Source organism: Kitasatospora brasiliensis (assembly GCF_032654805.1).
In the GTDB taxonomy this organism is placed as follows: Bacteria; Actinomycetota; Actinomycetes; order Streptomycetales; family Streptomycetaceae; genus Kitasatospora; species Kitasatospora brasiliensis.
In genome coordinates this window covers 532,634-550,843 of sequence record NZ_JAUOOW010000002.1, presented here as the reverse complement: position 1 = coordinate 550,843, position 18,210 = coordinate 532,634, and the positions used below count along the sequence as shown (strand labels likewise).

Annotated in this window: 16 protein-coding genes and 1 tRNA gene; 6 read left to right on the top strand and 11 right to left on the bottom strand. The window is 71.9% G+C overall.

Going from position 1 to position 18,210, the window contains the following annotated elements:
* Positions 1-174: 174 nt before the first annotated feature.
* From QWJ13_RS10355 to QWJ13_RS10345, 3 genes are read left to right on the top strand one after another with little or no spacing between them, the layout of a single operon-like run.
* Entirely contained in the window at positions 175-1,581 is a 1,407-nt protein-coding gene (locus QWJ13_RS10355) for an NsdA family TPR-like regulatory protein (RefSeq protein ID WP_316522759.1), read from the top strand.
* Between the two features lie 23 nt (positions 1,582-1,604).
* Positions 1,605-2,204, top strand: a complete 600-nt coding sequence (locus QWJ13_RS10350) for a GNAT family N-acetyltransferase (protein WP_316522757.1) — start codon at positions 1,605-1,607, stop codon at positions 2,202-2,204.
* A 3-nt stretch (positions 2,205-2,207) separates the two neighbouring features.
* The gene (locus tag QWJ13_RS10345) at positions 2,208-2,582 is read left to right on the top strand and encodes a hypothetical protein (RefSeq protein ID WP_316522755.1); all 375 of its coding nucleotides are present in this window, start codon (positions 2,208-2,210) and stop codon (positions 2,580-2,582) included.
* A 121-nt stretch (positions 2,583-2,703) separates the two neighbouring features.
* Here QWJ13_RS10345 and QWJ13_RS10340 read toward each other — a convergent pair whose 3' ends face one another.
* Positions 2,704-3,021 carry a hypothetical protein gene (locus tag QWJ13_RS10340; protein WP_316522753.1) on the bottom strand — a complete coding sequence of 106 codons (318 nt, stop codon included), beginning with the start codon at positions 3,019-3,021 and terminating at the stop codon, positions 2,704-2,706.
* Between the two features lie 182 nt (positions 3,022-3,203).
* Between QWJ13_RS10340 and QWJ13_RS10335 the strand changes: the two genes are divergently transcribed.
* Positions 3,204-3,656: a hypothetical protein gene (locus tag QWJ13_RS10335; protein ID WP_316522752.1), complete on the top strand. Its 453-nt coding sequence runs from the start codon at positions 3,204-3,206 to the stop codon at positions 3,654-3,656.
* Positions 3,657-3,808: 152 nt separating this feature from the next.
* Here QWJ13_RS10335 and QWJ13_RS10330 read toward each other — a convergent pair whose 3' ends face one another.
* The 5 genes from QWJ13_RS10330 to QWJ13_RS10310 all read right to left on the bottom strand — a co-directional run bounded on the left by QWJ13_RS10330 (position 3,809) and on the right by QWJ13_RS10310 (position 9,759).
* Positions 3,809-5,560, bottom strand: a complete 1,752-nt coding sequence (locus tag QWJ13_RS10330) for a relaxase/mobilization nuclease domain-containing protein (protein WP_316522750.1) — start codon at positions 5,558-5,560, stop codon at positions 3,809-3,811.
* On the bottom strand, positions 5,557-6,228 hold the full coding sequence (locus QWJ13_RS10325; RefSeq protein ID WP_316522748.1) for a MobC domain-containing protein: 672 nt from the start codon (positions 6,226-6,228) through the stop codon (positions 5,557-5,559). Before QWJ13_RS10325 ends, QWJ13_RS10330 begins: the two co-directional genes overlap by 4 nt.
* A gap of 419 nt (positions 6,229-6,647) precedes the next feature.
* Positions 6,648-7,448 (bottom strand): DUF2637 domain-containing protein, encoded by an 801-nt coding sequence (locus tag QWJ13_RS10320; protein WP_316522745.1) that lies wholly within the window; start codon positions 7,446-7,448, stop codon positions 6,648-6,650.
* Positions 7,449-7,899: 451 nt separating this feature from the next.
* Positions 7,900-9,228 (bottom strand): DUF3631 domain-containing protein, encoded by a 1,329-nt coding sequence (locus QWJ13_RS10315; protein WP_316522743.1) that lies wholly within the window; start codon positions 9,226-9,228, stop codon positions 7,900-7,902.
* Positions 9,229-9,531: 303 nt separating this feature from the next.
* Complete coding sequence (locus tag QWJ13_RS10310) at positions 9,532-9,759, bottom strand: hypothetical protein (protein ID WP_316522741.1); 228 nt, start codon at positions 9,757-9,759, stop codon at positions 9,532-9,534.
* A gap of 125 nt (positions 9,760-9,884) precedes the next feature.
* Here QWJ13_RS10310 and QWJ13_RS10305 point away from each other — a divergent pair, with 125 nt between their 5' ends.
* Together QWJ13_RS10305 and QWJ13_RS10300 are read left to right on the top strand one after the other, a co-directional pair.
* Positions 9,885-10,553 carry a helix-turn-helix domain-containing protein gene (locus tag QWJ13_RS10305; RefSeq protein WP_316522739.1) on the top strand — a complete coding sequence of 223 codons (669 nt, stop codon included), beginning with the start codon at positions 9,885-9,887 and terminating at the stop codon, positions 10,551-10,553.
* Positions 10,550-12,145, top strand: coding sequence for a tyrosine-type recombinase/integrase (locus tag QWJ13_RS10300; RefSeq protein ID WP_316522738.1), 1,596 nt, complete (start codon positions 10,550-10,552; stop codon positions 12,143-12,145). The genes QWJ13_RS10305 and QWJ13_RS10300 overlap by 4 nt, the downstream gene beginning before the upstream one ends.
* 130 nt (positions 12,146-12,275) lie before the next feature.
* Here QWJ13_RS10300 and QWJ13_RS10295 read toward each other — a convergent pair.
* The 5 genes from QWJ13_RS10295 to QWJ13_RS10275 all read right to left on the bottom strand — a co-directional run bounded on the left by QWJ13_RS10295 (position 12,276) and on the right by QWJ13_RS10275 (position 18,014).
* Positions 12,276-12,349: transfer RNA gene (locus tag QWJ13_RS10295), tRNA-Thr, on the bottom strand.
* A 78-nt stretch (positions 12,350-12,427) separates the two neighbouring features.
* Positions 12,428-13,078: a leucine efflux protein LeuE gene (leuE, locus tag QWJ13_RS10290; protein WP_316523978.1), complete on the bottom strand. Its 651-nt coding sequence runs from the start codon at positions 13,076-13,078 to the stop codon at positions 12,428-12,430.
* A 115-nt stretch (positions 13,079-13,193) separates the two neighbouring features.
* A complete protein-coding gene (locus QWJ13_RS10285; protein ID WP_316522737.1) occupies positions 13,194-14,795 on the bottom strand; it encodes an alpha/beta hydrolase in 1,602 nt (533 codons plus the stop codon).
* A gap of 215 nt (positions 14,796-15,010) precedes the next feature.
* Positions 15,011-16,204, bottom strand: coding sequence for a hypothetical protein (locus QWJ13_RS10280; protein WP_316522735.1), 1,194 nt, complete (start codon positions 16,202-16,204; stop codon positions 15,011-15,013).
* A 598-nt stretch (positions 16,205-16,802) separates the two neighbouring features.
* Positions 16,803-18,014, bottom strand: a complete 1,212-nt coding sequence (locus QWJ13_RS10275; protein ID WP_316523977.1) for a DNA polymerase III subunit delta' — start codon at positions 18,012-18,014, stop codon at positions 16,803-16,805.
* Positions 18,015-18,210: the final 196 nt, after the last annotated feature.

Sequence of the window (18,210 nt, the reverse complement as noted above, 5' to 3'; positions counted from 1 at the left end):
CTGGTCCGCGCGGCAGACGACGTCGTGCGTCATGACCGCCGTCATGGCTGCCGTCATCTGGCCCGTGCGGCCCTCGAACGCGTTTCCTGTCGCCTGACCATGGCTATCGTCAGAGCAGACGAACGGGGACGGAGAGGATCCGCAGTGGTCGAAACTCCCACACTCTTAAGGGTCTTGACGCTGCAGCGGCACTGGCAGGTCTACGAGACCTTCCGCCTCCGGTTCGAGGCGACCGCGAACTCGGCCGCCGAGCAGGAGAACGACCCTCGGCTCCGGGGCATGTCGGTCTCCAAGCGGCAGTTCGAGCGCTGGTACGGCGGCGCGGTGAAGACCCGCCCCTACCCGGACCAGTGCCGAGTGCTGGAGGCCATGTTCGGCGTCAGCGTCGTGCAACTCCTCGCGCCCGCACCGGCCGCTTCACTGCCTGCGCCCGCACCCGCCGCCTCATTCGTCGTCCCGCCGCCACGGCCGGTCCCTGTCCTCCTCTCCTCCGAGCAGGCAGCGGTACTGCCTGCCGGTGGTCCGTCCAACAGCGAGACCCGCTTCGACGCGGGCACCACGGAATTGGAAAGGCAGGTCGCGATGGCAGCTCGTCGTGCACTTCGGTTCACCGCAATGGCGGAAGGAAGCAGCATCGGCCCGGAAACCCTGGGCCAGATCCAGGACGAAGTACGACGGCTCACCGCCGCGTACCCCAAGCTCGCCCTGCCGACGCTGCTCGGCGACCTGGTCGAGGTCCAGGACCTCACCTTCCGGCTGCTGGAGCACGGCCGGGTCAAGCCGCTGCAGGCCCGTGAGCTGTACCTGCTCGCCGGGATCACCTCCGGCATGCTCGCCAAGGCCAGCCACGACCTGGGCAACCCGAGCGCCGCGATGATGCAGGCCCGTACCGCCTTCGTCTGCGCCGACAACGCGGACCACCACGCCATGCGTGCCTGGGTCCGCTCGCTCCAGTCGCTCATCTCCTACTGGGCCGGCCGCCCGGCCGAGGCCGCCGACTACGCCGACCTCGGGCAGGCTGCCGCCGGCAGCGTCCGGGGCACCACCAGCGTGTGGCTGGCCTGTCTCTCCGCCCGCGCCCACGCGCTCCTCGGTGACGGGGAGGCCACCCGCGCCGCCATCCAGCGCGCCGAGGACGCTCGGGCCGTCGTTCAGCTCGACGACCTGGACGGCTTCGGCGGCATCATGACCTTCCCGGAGCCTCGCCAGCTCTACTACGTCGCCGAGGCCACCGTGCAACTCGGCGAGGACCCTGCGCTCGGCGAGGGCCAGTCCGAGGCCGCCGTCGCCGCCTACCGCACCGCCTCCGAGGAGGAGTGGGCCTTCGGCGACGAGGCGGGCGCCCAGACCGACCTCGCGCTCGCCCGGCTCGCTCGAGGCGAGATCGAGGGCGCCGCCGAGGCCGTCCGACCCGTGCTCGACCTCCCCGTCGAGCAGCGGAACTTCGGCATCACCAGCAGTGCCCAGCGCGTCCACGCCGCGCTCCCCTCCGGCGGTCGACGGGCCACCGGTGGGGTGGCCGACCTGCGCGAGGAGATCGAGGCGTTCACCGCCAGCCCGACGTCCGTCCTCATCCGGTGACCGCGCAGGTAGGCTCCGCGGCCATGACCCCAGTTCACCTGGCCGGCCCCCGCCTGGCGATGCGCGAAGTCGAACCCGAGGACACCGACGACCTCCTGGCCGTCTACGGCGACCCCGAGGCCACCCGGCACCTCAGCTTCGAACCCCGCACCCGCGAGCAGGTCCAGGCGATCACGGACCGCTCCATCGCCGCCGCGAACGCGACCCCCAGGAGCGAGTACTGCCTGGCCATCACCCGCCTCGGCGAGCACCGGCTGATCGGGTACGCCCGCCTGGCCACCGAGCCGCAGGAGGCCGCCACCATCGGCTTCGCCCTCCACGCCGCCGAGTGGGGCAAGGGACTCGGCACCGAGACCGTCCACCTGCTGTGCGCCCTCGGATTCAACGTCCTTGGTCTGCATCGCATCTGGGCCGCCCGCTCCCCGCTCAACGAGGCATCCGCACGGACGCTCCTGCGCGCCGGTATGACCGAGGACGGTCGCATTCGCGACCACGTCTTCGTTCGCGGTGCTTGGCGCGACTCGATCACCTACTCGATCTTGGAACAGGAGTGGGCGCCCATCGACGGGCTGGAGTCCAGCGGCGGCATCGAGCTCGGCGGTGGACGCGGGCCGGGAGGGTGACCCGTGCTGCCCGAACCGGCCGTGTCGCACATGGTGATACCCGGCATCGCAGAGTTCGCTCGTGGTGGCGTGCCTGACCCGCCCACGACCGATGACGGCAACGCCTGGGTCGACGGCTTCTGCTGGCTGTACTGCGGTCAGCAGTGGACCCGGGTGCTGTGGATCGGCCCCGCCGCCGTCGCCGGAGCGCAGGCACCCATGTACGCCTGTGATCCCTGCATCCGTGAACTCCAGGAACGGGTCTGGCGCGCGATCCTGCGCAACGACGCGCCATCGTGCCAGGCCGCGAGTCAACTCTCGCGCGGGCATGACCGTGAAGCGACTGGACGACGGGGCGGCCTCCACCGTCGCGCCGGCTGGATGCCGTCTCGCCGGTAGATCCATCACCCGCTCGGGACTGGCAGATTCGAACCTCCGGTTGCACTGCCTGCGCAGAACTGCACCCATTCCTTCGGGGCCAGCACCGTCGTCCGGTGTTGGCCCCGAAGGTGTTCCAGGATCAGTCCCACGTAGTGCCGGCGAGTAGACCGTCGAACGCGAGCGCCCGCATGGCGGTGTCGTAGTCGTCCCATTCGTGTTCAGGGGCGGTGAAGTGCAGGTCGAAGTACGCGCGGGTGAGGTCGGGCTCGTGCCACTCGGCCGCGCAGCGGCATCGGACGAAGACCTGGTGGCGGACGTTGAGGAGAAGCCAGTCGCGGCGGGCGCGGCAGTTCGAGCAGGTGATCGGGATGCCGCGAGCGTCGAGTTCACCGGGGTGGGGGATGGCGCGGATGACGGCTCGGTGGTGGCCGTCGTGGTCGGTGCCGGGATTGGTCAAGTGGTGCCCTTCGGTGTCGGGAGTCGGTTGGCAAGCACACAAGACGCACGGCGGCCGGGATGGTTCCCGGCCGCCGGAGAAGACATCGAACCGACATCTGTCCGCACGGGCGTTCGTGTGGCTGGCCGCCGCAGGCGGGGTTGGATGGCACACGGACGGATCTGTCGGGTATTGATAAGGCCATGGCGAACGTGACCCCGTACCTCCCCGCGCTCCTCCTGGCAGCCTGCGTTCTTGGCCCTGTGCTGCTGGTTTCGCGGGCCCGGGGCCAGCGGCGGCAGGAAACGCTGGCCTCCCAGTGGGCATGGCTGTTGCGTGAGCAGGAGGTCCACCGTGCGGATGGCACCCGGATGCTGCAGGTGGCGAACGTCTACCAGCGAGCCAGGCGAGGATCGAAGGCACAGGTCCGCTGGTGCGACTCCGGCGGCATCCAGGATGCCTGGTTCGCGGGATGGCACGTCCCGCCAGGCGCTTTCGTGCTGGTGACGGGCAACGTGGGTGTGGGCTGGGGACCCCACAACCGGATCAAGAACGTGTTGTACATCGGGTCCGGGCACGTGCGCGGCTGGGTGCCCGCTGCCGCGCCTGGGGCGTGGCAGCGGCAGCAGGCCCGGAATGCGGACGCCAGCCGCTGAGCTCAGCTGGCCCGGCTCACGAGTGTGTGGGGCGAGCCTGAGATGGAGTTGATCAGCCGCCGCGCAACTTGATGGATGGTGGTGCCGGGGCACCGGTTCGGCGCCCCGGCTTCGGGGGTCGACTGGGCACCTGAGGCCCTAGCCGGGAGGGTTCAGCGGGTGCGGTGCTGAGAGCCGGCCACTCGTGCAGCGGCCTGGGGGACCGGGTTGGCCGGGTCGGTGGGGGTGGCGTGCGTGGCGCTCCGGGCGGTGGCGGCGCGTACGCGGGCGGCTTCGGCGGCGGAGTTGTAGCTGGGGTTGCGGCTGGTGTGCTGGATGCGGCCGAGGAGGACCTTGGCGGGCAGACGGGCGGTGGTGAGTTCTCGGCGGGCGGCGGCCTCCTGGAGGAGCTGCCGGGGCTGGTGGCCGAGGGCCTTGGCGTCGGCGAGGACGGTGGCCAGGGCAGGCCAGTTGGGGTCGGCGAGGATGCGCCCCGCGTGGTCGGGGACGGCGGAGCGGACGTCGCCGGCGATGGTGTTGGTGATCTCCTTGGTGGGCTGGCGGTGGGTTAGGGCGGTGAGCTGGTCGGTGGCGGTCTGGTCGTAGGCGGCTTGGAGGTGCTGGACGGCCTGCTGGGCGGCGTGGGCCTGCTGGGCGTGGCCTCGTGCCTGGTGCCAGCGGCTGGTGAGGATCGCCGCCCACACGAGGGCTGCCATCATCACGGTGAGGGCGTTGCCGTCTGGCCCGTCGCCGGCGTGGATGATGTCGCGGGCGGCCCGGCGCAGGTCGGCGGCGCCCTGGTGGTCGGCGCGGACCTGGGAGCGCTGGGCGCGGGCGAACGCCCGGGTGGCGGCTCGCAGTTCGGCCCGCAGCTCGGCGGGAGCCTGCTGGGCGGTGGCGTTGATGATGTCGCCCAGCGCGGTGATCTGGGCCTGCGCGAGCGCGCCGCCGTCCTCGCCTCCCGTTCCGCTGGCGGCGCCCTCGGTGAGGTGCTGGTGGACGTGCTCGAGGGCGTTGGTGGTGCGCTGCCAGCTGGTGGTGGGCCGGTTGCGCCGGGCAGTGGGGTGCTCCTCCGGGGTGCCGGCGGTGAGGCGGGCCTGGAGCTTGGGCAGGGACAGGTCGGGGGCGATCTTGCTGCCGGGGATGTAGATCTGCTCGCCCTTGGCGTTGGTGTCGCCGGGCCGTCCGACCGCGTAGCCCTGGAGGTCTCCGGAGGGCAGGCGGCGGGGCTTGACCTCGACGCCGTCTGCCTGGAGGTAGGCGAGGAGTTCTTCGACGCTGCCGGCGTAGGGGATGGCGTCGCGGATGCGGTCCTGCAGCCAGGCGCGGCTGGTCTGCTGCCAGTCGAGGCGGTCGGCCTTGTGCATCTCAGCCTGGGTGGGGCGGCGCTCGCCGGTCTGGTCGCCGGGCCGGACCTGGTAGAGGCCGAGTTCCTTCTCGATCTTGCGGGCTTCGGCCTGGGCGCGCTTGCCGCTGTTATGGAGCTTGGGGCGGCGGCCGTCCTCGCGGACGGTGGTGGCGAGGATGTGGATGTGGTCGTCGGCGTGGCGTACGGCGATCCAGCGGCAGCCGTGCGAGTCACGGTCGGGAGCGATGCCGGCGGCGTTGACGATGCGGCGGGCGATCTCGCCCCACTCGGCGTCGGAGAGGTACCGGTCGCCAGGTGCGGCGCGGACGGGGCAGTGCCAGACATGGTCGGTGACCTTCTTCCCGAAGCCGCTGTTGTGCAGGTTCACCGGCTCGTCGAGGATTCGAGCGAGCTGGGTGAGGGTCGCCTGCGGGTCCCGGCCGGGGTCGCGCAGGCCGAGCGGGCTGAACGAGGCGACGAGGTGCGGGTCGAGGTGCTCGTCGTGGCGGCCGGGCCCGTAGAGGTAGGCCAGCAGGCCACGGGTGTTGCCGCCGGGGGCCTTGATGGAGGGGATCACGCGCTGGCACCTCCTTCATCGAGGCGGGTCGGGGTCGTGGGTATGAGCAGGGCTCGGGCGATGTCGGTCAGCAGCCCTTCAAGGCGTTCCAGGCGCTCACCGATGTCGGGTTCGACGCGGTCGTCGCGGTGCAGCACGTGGACCATCTGGTTGATGTTGTTGCCGATGGCGTTGATCTCCTGGCGGATCTCGGCCCGGAACTCCTGGAGGGCGAGGCGGTCGGTGTGCAGGGGCAGGTCGACGGTGAACTCGCCCCGGATGAACGCGAGCGCGATGTCGCCGAGGTATCCGGAGATCGTGTCCTTGTAGCCGTGGCGTGCGGCGGCGTCCTTCAGCTCGGCGAGTTCCGCTTCGGTGAAGCCGACCGGGCCGACTCGCTCTGTGCGGCGGGTTCCGGTGTGCTTGCGGTGCTTGCCCTGGGGCATCGGTTGGGCGCCTTCGGGAGTGTTCAGTTTCGGGACGTCGAGGGCGGCGGTGTTCTCGTGCAGGAACGCGGCGCGCGCGGCGCGGACGCTCTCGTCGTCGACGGTGACGGGCATCTCGGTGCTCGGCTGGTCGGTGCGGACGCGCGCGAGGATGTCGCGCTGCAGCGCGTCGAGCTTCTCCGGGTCCAGGCCGCCCTCGGCCTGGACCTCCTGGCCTGGCGCGCCCTCGCGCCGGGCCGCCACCCCTGGGGCGGAGGACCCCAGACCCGCGCGAAGTGTCGGAGACTGGGTACAACTGGCTCCGCCAGGAGCCGAGTTACCGAACGCGCGGAGCAGACGGCCGAGCAGCCTAACGCCCTTGGGACCCTGCTCGGGAACGGCACGGGCAGGGTCGTGGTGGGGCTGCGGATCGGGCACGGGGGCCTCCGGATTCTCTGTCGGGACAGGCGGGTGCACGCGCGGTGCGTGCGGGATGCGGAGTGATGGTCGGTCCGGGAACCCGGTTCGGCGGTGCCGGATATCCGGTGTAGAAGCCGAGGGTTCGGGACTTCCGGAACACCCCGCTGGCGGTATGCGGGGGCCCGGTGATCACCGGTCAGCGCCGGTGAGGGGCCACTCGCCCGGTCCGGCAGCGGCCGGTGTCCGGGCGAGCGGCGGGGGCGTCAGGCGGCCGAGAGGCCGGTTTGCGCGTCGCCCTGCCGGGCGGCCTGTTCGTCCTTGAAGCGCTGGGTCAGCTTGCCGAGGCGGTCGCTGGCGATCGGTATGCCGGCCTCGCGCAGGGCGGCCCTGATGACGGCGTGGGTGGGACCGTGCTCTTCGACGGCGGGGCGGACGGTCTCGGCCAGCTCGTCCATCGAAGCGGCGGGCTTGCGGCCGGTGCGCTTGGTGCCGACCACCGGTTCCCGCGCGTCGGGTCGGACGGCGTCGTCGGGGCCGAGCACTGGTTCGTCGCCGGGCGGGCCGTCCTGCTCCGTGTCCTCCACCGGTGCGGGCTCGGCTGCCGGGGTGGGCTCGGGGCTTGCACGGAGCGGGCGTTCGCCCTCGGCGCGCTTCGGGTCGGTGGTGGTCGCGGTCGCGGTGGTGTTGTGGGCGAGGAGGGTGCCGCCGAAGAAGGCGAGGGCGGGCCATCCGGCGACCAGGATCCGCAGCCAGGCGGGGACGTGGGCGAGGTCGAGGAGTCCGGCGGTGGCGACATTGGCGCCGAGGGAGGCGGTCAGGGCGATGGCGAACCAGGTCCAAGCGGTGCCGGCGGGGCGTCCGGTGGTGTGCAGGGTCCGCATGCGGTGCCAGGCGGCGACGAGCAGTAGGTCGACCGAGACGGGGTAGGCCCAGGCTTTCCAGCCGTGTTGTCCGGCGGCTTCGGCGATGTCGTGGAGGTGGGCGAAGGACAGGGCGCCCGCGATGGCGGCTTGTACGAGGACGGGGTCCAGGCGGGGGCGGCGCAGTGGAGCGGTGGCGGTCATGCGGAAGGTGGTCCTCGCGGGTCGGGGTGGTGGTTTGCGGGCTTGCCGTCTTGCCGTCCCGGCCGCTGTGGGAGGGGTTCCGGCTGGGGCGGGTGTGGTTGGCCGGGGGTGTCACGGCTGCGGCGTGTTCAGGTTCGGGACGGTGTGTGTATCCGTCTTGGGACTCGTATCCGTCCCGGCTTCACGGCCTTTGACCTGCTGTTTTACGGCAGGGACGGATGGGACAGCACAAGACGGATGTGTTTCCCGTCCCCGAGGAGGCCCGCCGCTCGCGCCGTGGTTCGAGCGGCGGCGGGCCGGTGGAGGCGTGGGCCGGTTGCCGTCCCACTGCCGTCTTGGCCGGGCGTGGTGCCGTCTTGGTGCGGCGATCAGTCCCGGCGGCAGGTGCTGTGACCTGCGCTGTTACGGCAGGGACGGCAGGGACGGCAGGGACGGCGGTTCGGCGATGGGGTCAGCCTCTGCTGCCCGCGCCCGTGCCCGCGTTCTCGTCCGTGGCCGTGGGGGTGCTCGGGTGGACGGTGGGGCAGTAGCGGCGCCAGGCGTCGAGGAACTTGTGGCGCGTGTAGCCCTTGCGCTGGGTTCCGTCGCCGAGGCGCACGTTGCCGGAGGTGATGCCGAACTCGCGGAGCATCGAGCCGAGCCCGCGCGGGGTCAGCCCGCCCCGGGCCGACTCGGCCCACGGGGCCTCGTCGAGGCCGTTGAGCTGGTGCAGCAGCTGATCGGTGGTCATGCTCTCCGGCTCGCTGTTGGCGTGGTAGATCCGGCGGATGTCGGCGAGGATCCGTGCGCCGCCGGGGTTGTCCTCCTCCGTCTGGACCTCAGCGTCGACCATGCGCTTGCACGCCTGGCGGGCGAGGCGGGACCAGGGGCCTCCGGCGAGGTCGGCGATGATCACCAGGGGCTCCCAGGTGTCGGCCGCACGGTCCTCGACCGGCATGGCGGGCTCCAGGCAGAGGGCCTGGTCGGCGAGCGGGGCGGTCCAGCGGGCGATCTTGTCGCGGATCGCGTGCAGGGCGGGGCGGTCCCGCATCGTCCGGTACGGGGAGACGCTCTCGCCCTCGGCACGGCGGCGCATGCGGATCACGATCGAGCGGTCCATGATCGTGTCGGGGAGGTCCCCGATGCCGGCGATGGCCGCCATGGCGAAGGTGTGGAACTTGCGCGGGGTGTGGTCGTTGCCGACGACCCGCAGCACGTATCGGTCGCGCTGGTGCCCGGCGTTGAGCAGGCCGCGCATCTCCTCGTTCTTCTCGGCCATCTTCGGGCTGCCGAAGATCGTGTCCGCCTCGTCCACCAGCAGGGTGGGCGGCTCCTCGGTGATCGAGCGGAACACGGCGGCTGGAGTCGAGTTCACCGTCAGCACCGGCTGGTGCACCGTCTCGGTGAGCACGTCGAGCAGGCGGGACTTGCCGCAGCGCTTGGCCGGGCCGACCACGGCCAGGCGCGGGGCGTGCTGCCACGAGCCCTGCAGGTGGGTCGCGGCGACCCACAGGGTGGCGGCATCCAGGGCCTGCTCGGAGGGAAGGATCACGAACTTCGCGATCTGGGCCCTCAGCTGCGCGAGCAGGTCGGCGCCCTCGGTCGCCTCGGTGTCGGGAATCAGGTCGGTCCCGTCCGGGGTCGTGGGCTCGGCAGGCGCCGCCTCGGCGTCGTGTCCGCAGGCTGTGGACACGGGGGCCTGCTGGGCAGGCAGGTAGGTGCCGGGCTCGCCCGGCTTGGCGACCTGAGGCCAACTCGTAGCGGGGACTGCCGCATCGGGCGTGTGGCCCGTAAACTCCATTGTGAAGCTCCAGATTGGGGCGCGGGACCTGTTCCGTCGCGCGCCGCCGATGAAGGTCGTGGGTAAGGACTTCGCCCGGCCCTCGGTGTTCGCAGCACCGGGGGCCTTCGTGCGCTCTGGGGTGGTCGGGCCGGGGATCCCGGCCCTCTCAACTCGCATGGACTACTTGCACCTTGGCGTCGGTCCCTCGGCGGCCGAGGCCGCCGAGGGACCACGAACGTACGGTCATGCCACTGGAAGATCCACTCCAATCGGGCAAGTACGCCCACGGCAGACAGGCTTGTGGATCGGGCTCTCACCACGTCAAGCTGCATCAGCCGCCGCACCTTCGCCGAGCGCCGCGTCGATGCCGAGCAGGCGCAGAAGGTCCGCTGTGATCACGCGGTACTTCTTGCCCAGCCGCAGGACCCGGCAGGGGTACGCGCCGAGGCGGGCCAGCTCGTAGCCCTTGCTCCGCCCGAGGCCGATGGCCCGGTTGGCGGTGTCGAGGTCGATGGCCGCCGGCAGCCTGAGAAGTTCGGCCCGACCCATCCCCTGCTCCGTCGCCGATATGTCACCAGTTCGCACATGAACTCCAAATCCGAGCTTCCCCCGGACGGGGGGCTACGGCGGAGTGCCGCAACGGAGAAGAGCTTTCCAGTGACTACTGTGTCGATATGACACAACGCCCCGAGGAACACTGGTCCACCGACGACGAAGACGCGCCCGACTGGCCCGAACGGATCACCAAGGACGTGATCCGAGCAATCACCCGAAGGAGGCAGGACCTTGGACTATCCGCGCAGGATGTGGCTGACGAAACAGGGGACTTGGGCTACGAAGTCCCCCGGAACGTCATCGCCAACTGGGAGTCCGGCAGGCGCAAGACGATCACGATCCCCGAGCTGATCGTCGTGGCCGAGGCCCTGGACATCGCTCCCGTCGAGCTGCTCTTCTCCCCGGCCCTCGGCGGCGGGGTCGACTACCTGCCGGAGATGCCCAGCGACCGCTGGTCGGCGCTCACCCACTTCACAGGAGAGGCCCGCCACTCGCTCGGGATGTACCGGCTCCGCCTCTACCGAGAGCACGAACGGATCTGGCAGGAGCTCCAGGAGGAACATCACGACGCGTTCCAGCTGGAATTCAAATTGTTCCGGGAGGAATGGCCTCCCGGCTCACAGGACAAACTCGACGCTTTCGTCGCAGCCATCCGCGAGCGGCTTCAACCCGTCAGGGCATACCTGCGCGAGATCGGCCTGGAAGTCCCGCAACTCGCACCGAGTCTCGACTTTCTCGACGCCGAGCTTCCCCCACTGAACACCGATACCGATCTGGAGGACGAATGAAGGGTTCCACCTACCACCGCTGCTACTGCCGCGACGCCGAGACCGGAAAGCCGCTCGGCAAGGCGTGCCCGAAGGCCGGCACCCGTAAGCACGGCTCCTACTCCATACGCCAGGAGCTGCCCAACGCCGAAGACGGCACCCGCCGTTCGTTCAACCGCGCCGGCTACGAGACGCTCAAGGAGGCGCAGGCCGACCTCGATCACGTCCGCGGTCTGCTCGCCCTCGGCAAGGAAGACCCCGACGACCTGGCCCTGATCAGCGAGTTGCTGGTGAAGGTCGCCGACGAGAAGGCCCAGCTGCCCGACATCGAGGAGACCCGCAACCGCCTGAAGGCCGGTCAGGATCTGTCCAGCCGGGTCACCGTAGGCGAGTGGCTCGATACCTGGCTGGCCGGCAAGAAGATCCGCAAGTCCGGGATCACCCGCTACGAGTGTGACGTGCGGGTCCACCTCAAGCCCCGCATCGGGCACATCCGCGTCGACCGGCTGCGGGTGAGCACGCTCGCCGAGATGTTCACGGCCATCGCCGACGCCAATGAGGAGATCCTGGAGAACAATGCCCTGCGGCACGCGCTGAAGGCCGAGCTCGCCACGGTACCGATCAAGGGCGTGGAGAACCGCGCCCGCCGCAAGGCTCTGTGCGCCAAGCTCGCCGAGATGCCGCCCTTCCGGCGAACGACCGGCGCGGCCACTCGCCAGCGCATCCGGGCCACGCTCCGGACCGCCCTGAACGACGCGATCCCCGAGGGCCTGATCACCCTCAACCCAGCCGCCCACGTCAAGCTCGACCCGGCCGCCAAGCCGAAGGCTCTGGTCTGGACGCCGGAGCGGGTCGCCCAGTGGCAGGCGACCGGCGTGAAGCCCTCCCCCGTGATGGTCTGGACGCCGCAACAGACCGGCTCGTTCCTCGACCACGTGGCCTCCGACCGCCTGTACGCGATGTGGCACGTGATCGCCTTCCGCGGGCTTCGCAGGGGCGAGGCGTGCGGTCAGCCGTGGTCCGAGACCAACCTCGACAACAGCTCGCTGACCGTGACGGCCCAGCTCGTGCAGGACGGCTGGGAGGTCGAGGAGTCCGACCCCAAGACCGACGGGAGCTTCCGGACCGTGGCACTGGACGACGACACGGTGGCCGTCCTGCGGCGCCACCGCGAGTGCCAACAGAAGGAGCGGGACGACTGGGGACCGGCCTGGAAGGACACCGGCCGGGTCTTCACCAATGAGAACGGGTCCTGGCTCCACCCCGGCAAGGTCACCGAGATGTTCGAGCGACTCGTGGCCGCTTCCGGCCAGCCGCCGATTCGCCTGCACGACCTCCGCCACGGCGCGGCCACCCTCGCGCTCGCGGGCGGGGTCGACATGAAGGTGGTGTCCGAGATGCTCGGCCACTCCTCCATCAAGATCACCTCGGACATCTACACCAGCGTCCTGCCCGAGATCGCCAAGGACGCCGCCGAGGCTGCCGCGAAGCTCGTGCCCCTTCAGCGGAAGACCGAGGCCGAGGCTCACGCCAAGGCTGCCGCCGAAGCCGAGAAGGCGAAGCGGAAGGCCGCGAAGAAGGCGAAGTCCAAGGCCAAGAAGGCCAAGGGCTAACCCAAGATCAACACCGGCGCTCACGCATCGCTCACGCAAGCGATCTTGTAGCGCGGCGCTGACGCCTGCCCACACGTCAAGGAATGGCAAAAGGCCCAGGTCACGGGCTATGTGACCTGGGCCTTCTCTGAGCCGCCTGCGGGATTCGAACCCGCGACCTACGCATTACGAGTGCGTTGCTCTGGCCAACTGAGCTAAGGCGGCACCGCTGCCATGTGCTGGCAACGCGGGTCAGTCTACACAGGTTCGAGGGTGATCCGTACCCGGTGTCCGGGCGTGGGGTCAGGCGGAGGAGACGGCGAGCTTGGCGGCGAAGCCGGCGAAGAGGACGGCGACGCCGCTGGTGAGGGCGGCGGAGAGGCGCTTGCGGCGGCGGAAGGCGGCGGCGAGGGTGGTGCCCGCGAAGATCAGCAGCGAGAGGTACAGGAAGCTGAAGGTCTGGAGGATCCCGCCGAGGAGGGCGAAGGAGAGGGCGGGCTGACCGTACGACGGGGCGACGAACTGGGCGAAGAAAGAGAGCAGGAAGAGGATCGCCTTCGGGTTGAGGAGGCTGATCACCAGGGCGCGGCGGAAGGGGTTCTCGGTGGACTCGGGGGCCTGCTCGGCGGTGGGGTCGGCCGCGGCCCGGCGTTCGCGCCACAGTGCGCGGGCGGCGCGGAGCATGCCGTAGCCGATCCAGAGGAGGTAGGCGGCGCCGCCGAGCTTGACCACGGCGAAGACGGCCGGGTTGGCCTTGAGCAGGGAGGCCGCGCCCAGCGAGGTGAGGCTGATCAGGATGAGGTCGCCGACGAAGACGCCGGCGGCGGCCTGGTAGCCGGTCCGGATGCCCTTGCGGGCGGCGACGGACAGCACGTACAGGGAGTTGGGTCCGGGCAGCAGGACGATGACGAGGGCACCCAGGACGTACGTCGCCAGGTCGTTGACTCCGAGCACGATGAACTCCGGTGCAGGGGAGGGCGGCAGGGGGCGCTCATCGTAACGTCGCACCGATGATCAGTTGAAGTGAAAGCCACTTGCCGGGAGGGGCCGACCGACTCCCGGCCCCGCGCTACCGGTCGCAGCGCTTGCCCTGCTCCGGCGCCTCCCCGGTCAGCAGAAAACGGTTCACCGCGTCGTCCACGCAGCCGCTGTGCCGGCCGTACGCGGTGTGGCCGTCACCGTCGAAGGTGAGCAGCCGGCCGGACTCCAGCTGGCCGGCCAGCGACTGGGCCCAGGCGTACGGGGTGGCCGGGTCGCGGGTGGTGCCGATGACGACGATCGGGGCGGCCCCGGCGGCCCGGATGGTGTGCGCCGCCCCGGTGGCGGGGACGGGCCAGTAGGTACAGGCCAGGGCCATCCAGGCCATGTCGCGGCCGAAGTGCGGCGAGACCCGCTCGAACTCCGGCACCGCCCGCTGGGCGTCCTCCGGCCCGCGGAACGGGGCGGGCAGATCGAGGCAGTTCACCGCGGTGTTGGCGAACATCAGGTTGGGGTACGAGCCGTCCGCCTCGCGCCCGTAGTAGTCGTCGGAGAGCCTCAGCAGGTCGGTGCCGTCACCGGCCCTGGCGTCGGCGAGCGCGGTGCGCAGCTTCGGCCAGAGGAAGTCGGCGTACATGGCCTCGATCACACCGGTGGTCGCCTGCGAACCGGTGAGCCGACGGCCGCCGGTGGTGGTGGGCAGCGGGTCGGTGCGGACGCCGTCGAGCAGGGCGGTGAGCTGCTCGCCGACCTGCTGCTCGGTGCGGCCGAGCGGGCAGTCCTCGCGCCTGGCGCAGTCCTTGGCGAAGGCGGCCCAGGCGGTCTCGAAACCGCCGGCCTGGGTGCGGTTGCCGGTGACGGAGTCGAGCGCCGGGTCCATCGCGCCGTCCAGCACCAGCCGACCGGCCCGGCTCGGGAAGAGCCCGGCGTAGGTGGCGCCGAGGAAGGTGCCGTACGACTTTCCGACGAAGTTCAGCTTCTCGTCGCCGAGCAGGGCGCGCAGCACGTCCATGTCGCGGGCGGCTTCGACGGTGCCGAGGTGGCCGAGCGCCGGACCGGACTGTCGGCGGCAGCCCTCGGCGAACTCCTTGTCGGCGGCGACCAGCGCGTCGATCGCGCGCTGGTCGCCGGGGGTCAGGTCGACGGCGGTGTAGGCGTCCATCCGGTCGCCGCTCAGGCAGCTGACGGGGCTGCTGCGGCCCACCCCGCGCGGGTCGAGGCCGACCAGGTCGTACCGGGCGCGCACCCCGTGGTCGTACGTCCGGGCGGCGGCCTCCAGGTACTCGATCGCCGAGCCGCCGGGCCCGCCCGGGTTGAGCAGCAGGGAGCCGAGCCTGGTGCCCGCAGACGCCTCGGGCTCCGCCGCCGCGCGGGCGGCCGCCAGCGTGAGGTCACCGTCCGCCGGGTGGTCGTAGTCCAGCGGCACCCGGAACGTCGCGCACTCGAACCCGCTGTCACACGGCTGCCAGACCGGCTGCTGCGCGTAGTACGGCGCGAGCGCGGCCGGGACGGCGGCGGGCAGCGGCTCCAGCGGGGTGGCTCCGGCCGCCGTCCCGGGGGCCGAGGGCGTGGCGGCGGCCGATGCCGAGGAGGACGGCGTCGGCCCTCCGGCCGGATCGGCGCTGCAACCGCCCGTCAGCAGCCCGACGACCAGCGCCGCGGCCAGTACCCGCACCCGCCCGATGGCCCTCATCCGCTACCTCTCCTACTTCTCCGCACATCGAATGAACAGCACCTGAAACGACCGGTGCAGCGACTGGTGGATCAACTGCTGAAGCCGTGGGTCGATCAGTTGGTGCAGCGGTTGGTCGACCAGTTGGTGCGGCGGTTCGTGAGTCAGCCGGTGGAAACGCCGCTGCCCGGTCCCCGCCTCGGGCACCGGGCAGCGTAGCGCCACCTGAGCCGCGCTCAGGACGCCTTGGCCAGCGCCTCGGCCAGGAACTGCGCCGCCTGCCGGACCAGCCGCAGCCGCTCCCGGTCGGGGGTGAAGTCCTGCACGTTGTCCGAGATCCGCACCTCGGCCTTGGCCGCCGCCCCGGGCCCGGCCTTCAGCGCGGACTGGAGCTTGCGCGCCGCGTCCAGCCCGGCGGAGTCGCCCCTGGCGGCGGCCAGCAGCAGCTTGGCCGCGCCGCCGGCCGGGGCCTCGGCGCCGGTCTGGGTGAGCGCGGCGGCGTCGTACCGGCCGGAGACCGCCGCGGCCGCGCCGTACAGGTCGGGCCGGGCCAGTCCGGCGGCAGCGGCGCAGGGCGCGCCGCCCTCGACGCCGAGGGTGCCCCAGGAGGCCGGGCTGGGCGGCAGGGTCCGGAAGGTGGCCGCGATCGTGGTGCGCAGGGTCAGGTCGTCGGCGACGGCGGCCGGGGCGGCGGCGACCAGCTCGCAGGGGTGGCCAGTGCCGTTCGGCGCCTCGGGGGCGACCAGGATGAACGGGCGGGACTTGCCGTTCTGGAGGGCCGAGCCGATGCCCTCGAACACGTCCGGGACTTCGGCGTCGGCGGTCCTGCGGGGCGCGGACGCGTGCATCACGACGACCGGGAAGCGGGCGTTCGGCTCCATGGCGTACTGCGGCGGGAGCCAGACCCGGATGTTGCGGGGCTGCCCGTCGGGGCCGAGCACGGCCGACTGGAGCAGCTCGCCGCCGCCCGGGTGGCCGACGCTGTCGAAGTGGCTGATCACGGCGGGAGCCGCGGGGGCAGCGGCGGGACCGGCGGCACCGGCGGCAGCGGGGGCACCGGCACCGGAGGCCGGCTCAGCGGCGGGCGACTCGGCGGCGGGCGGCGCGGCCTGCTGGCGGACCGCCGGGCCCACTTCCGAGCCCGAGCGCGCGCCCGCCACGTCCACGGCCGACCCCACCCGGTCCGGCTCCTGGTCGCCCCGGCCGAGGCCGCCGAAGGCGCCGAGCGCGGTGAGCACGGTCAGCGCGGTGACGCCCACCCCGCAGAGCATCGCCCCGGCCGCTCGCAGCAGCATCGGCCAGCGGTCGCCGGCCAGCTCGTAGGTCTCGGCGGCGCGCAGGTCGCGCCAGCGCTGTTGGGCGCCCCGGGCCAGCCAGATCCCGCCGAGGGCGGCGGCCAGTAGGGGGATGACGAGGAGCGAACGAACCACGGGACGCACCACCTCTGGAGGGGGCCGCGCCGAACCGGACGTCGGCGCGAACGGGAGCCGACCGCCCGCCAATGGGCGCAGTCGGCCCCTCAGCGTGCACAACGCGCGGACGGTCACACGACGGTGTGCCCGGCGAGTGTCGCCCGTTCACTCGAAGGTGGGACGCCACACCGGCTCCGGGAGGCGTACGGCCTCGGCGGGCGGAGCGGAGCTCGGCAGGCGGAGCGGAACTCGGCGGGGAGAGCAGCGGGCGCTCGCGAGAGCACCGCTCTCGTTTCGAAGCGGTGCTCAGCCGGTGGAGCGGCGTGCGACCAGCCCCCGAGCCCGAGGCAGCGGATCGACGCTCCCCCGCCAGAGCAGTGCTCTCGCTCTAGAGCGATGCCCGCAGAGCGGCGCCCGCCACGGAGAGCAGTGCTCTCCCCACGAAGCACCGCTCGGCGAAGGATCTACGCTCCCCCGCCAGAGCAGTGCTCTCCCACCTAAGCGATGCTCAGACCGCCCGAACAGCGCTCAACAGCCGGCGGAGCAGTGCCCACCCAGGAGAGCAGTGCTCTCAACGAAGCCTTACGAAGCCTTACGAAGCCTTACGAAGCCCCGATCAGCCCGCCCGCAGCGCCACCGTCATCGCCTCGACCGCGAGCAGCGGGTCGACGTTGCGGTCCAGCGCCGTGCGGCAGGCCAGCACCGCCTCGATCCGGCGCAGGGTGCTCTCCGCCGGACCGGCCTGGGCCACCCGGTTCAGCGCCTGCCGCTGGTCCTCGTTGGCGAGCGCGCCGGTGGAGCCGAGCTGGATGGCGAGCACGTCCCGGTAGAAGCCGAGCAGGTCGAGCAGGGCGACGCCCAGCGTCTCCCGACGGGTCCGGGTGGCGCGGCTCTTCTGCCGCTTCTCCAGCTCCTTGACCGCACCGGCCATGCCGCGCGGCGCCTTGCTGCCCTCGGTCGCGCCGTAGGCCGCCTTCAGGTCGTCCGTCTCCTTGGCGTCCTGGGTCTCGGCGAGCGCCTCGGCGTCGGCCTTGGCGGTGTCGACCAGGCGCTGGGCGGCGGTCAGGCATCCGCCGATGTCGCCGATCTCCAGCGGAATGCGCAGCACCTCCGCCCGACGCGTCCGGGCCTGGTCGTCGACGGCGAGGCGGCGCGAGCGCTCGATGTCGCCCTGGCCCGCGAGCGCGGCGAGCCGGGCGGTCTCCGGGTCGACGCCGTCACGTCGGACCAGGTTGTCGGCGACCGCCTCGGCCGAGGGGGTGCGCAGCACCAGCAGGCGGCAGCGCGAGCGGATGGTCGGCAGCACGTCCTGGACGGAGGGGGCGCAGAGCAGCCAGACGGTGCGCGGCGAGGGCTCCTCCACGCCCTTGAGCAGTGCGTTGGCCGCGGCCTCGGTGAGCCGGTGGGCGGCGTCCACCAGGATCACCGACCAGCGGCCGCCGGTCGGGTAGCTGGAGGCGCGCATCACCAGGTCGCGCATGTCGCCGACGCCGATGGACAGGCCGTCCGTCCGGACGTACTTCACGTCGGCGTGGCTGCCGGCCAGCACGGTGTGGCAGCCGTCGCAGAACCCGCAGCCGGGCGTGCCGCCGAGCGCGAGGTCGGGGCTGGTGCACTGGAGGGCGGCGGCGAAGGCGCGCGCGGCGGTGACCTGCCCGGCGCCGGGCGGCCCGGTGAACAGCCAGGCGTGCGTCATCAGGGAGGCGTTCGTGCCCTCCACCGGGGCGGCCCCGCGACCGGCCGCCACCGTCGCCCCGGCCGCAGCGGCGGCGGCAGTCAGCTGCTCGACCACCCGATCCTGGCCCACCAGGTCGTCCCAGACGGCCACTGCTGCTCCCAAGCTCCGTACGGCAGCGCCCGTGGCGCCTCACCCTGTCCGATTTCCCCGCCGTCGAGCATACGTCTCCGGCCTGACACCCACTGCTCCGTCCGGGTCGCACCGGACGCGCGGGCGGGGCGGAACCGGGCCCCGCGGAAACGCGGCGGCGCCGCCGGGGACCTGCCCCGACGGCGCCGCCCGCAAC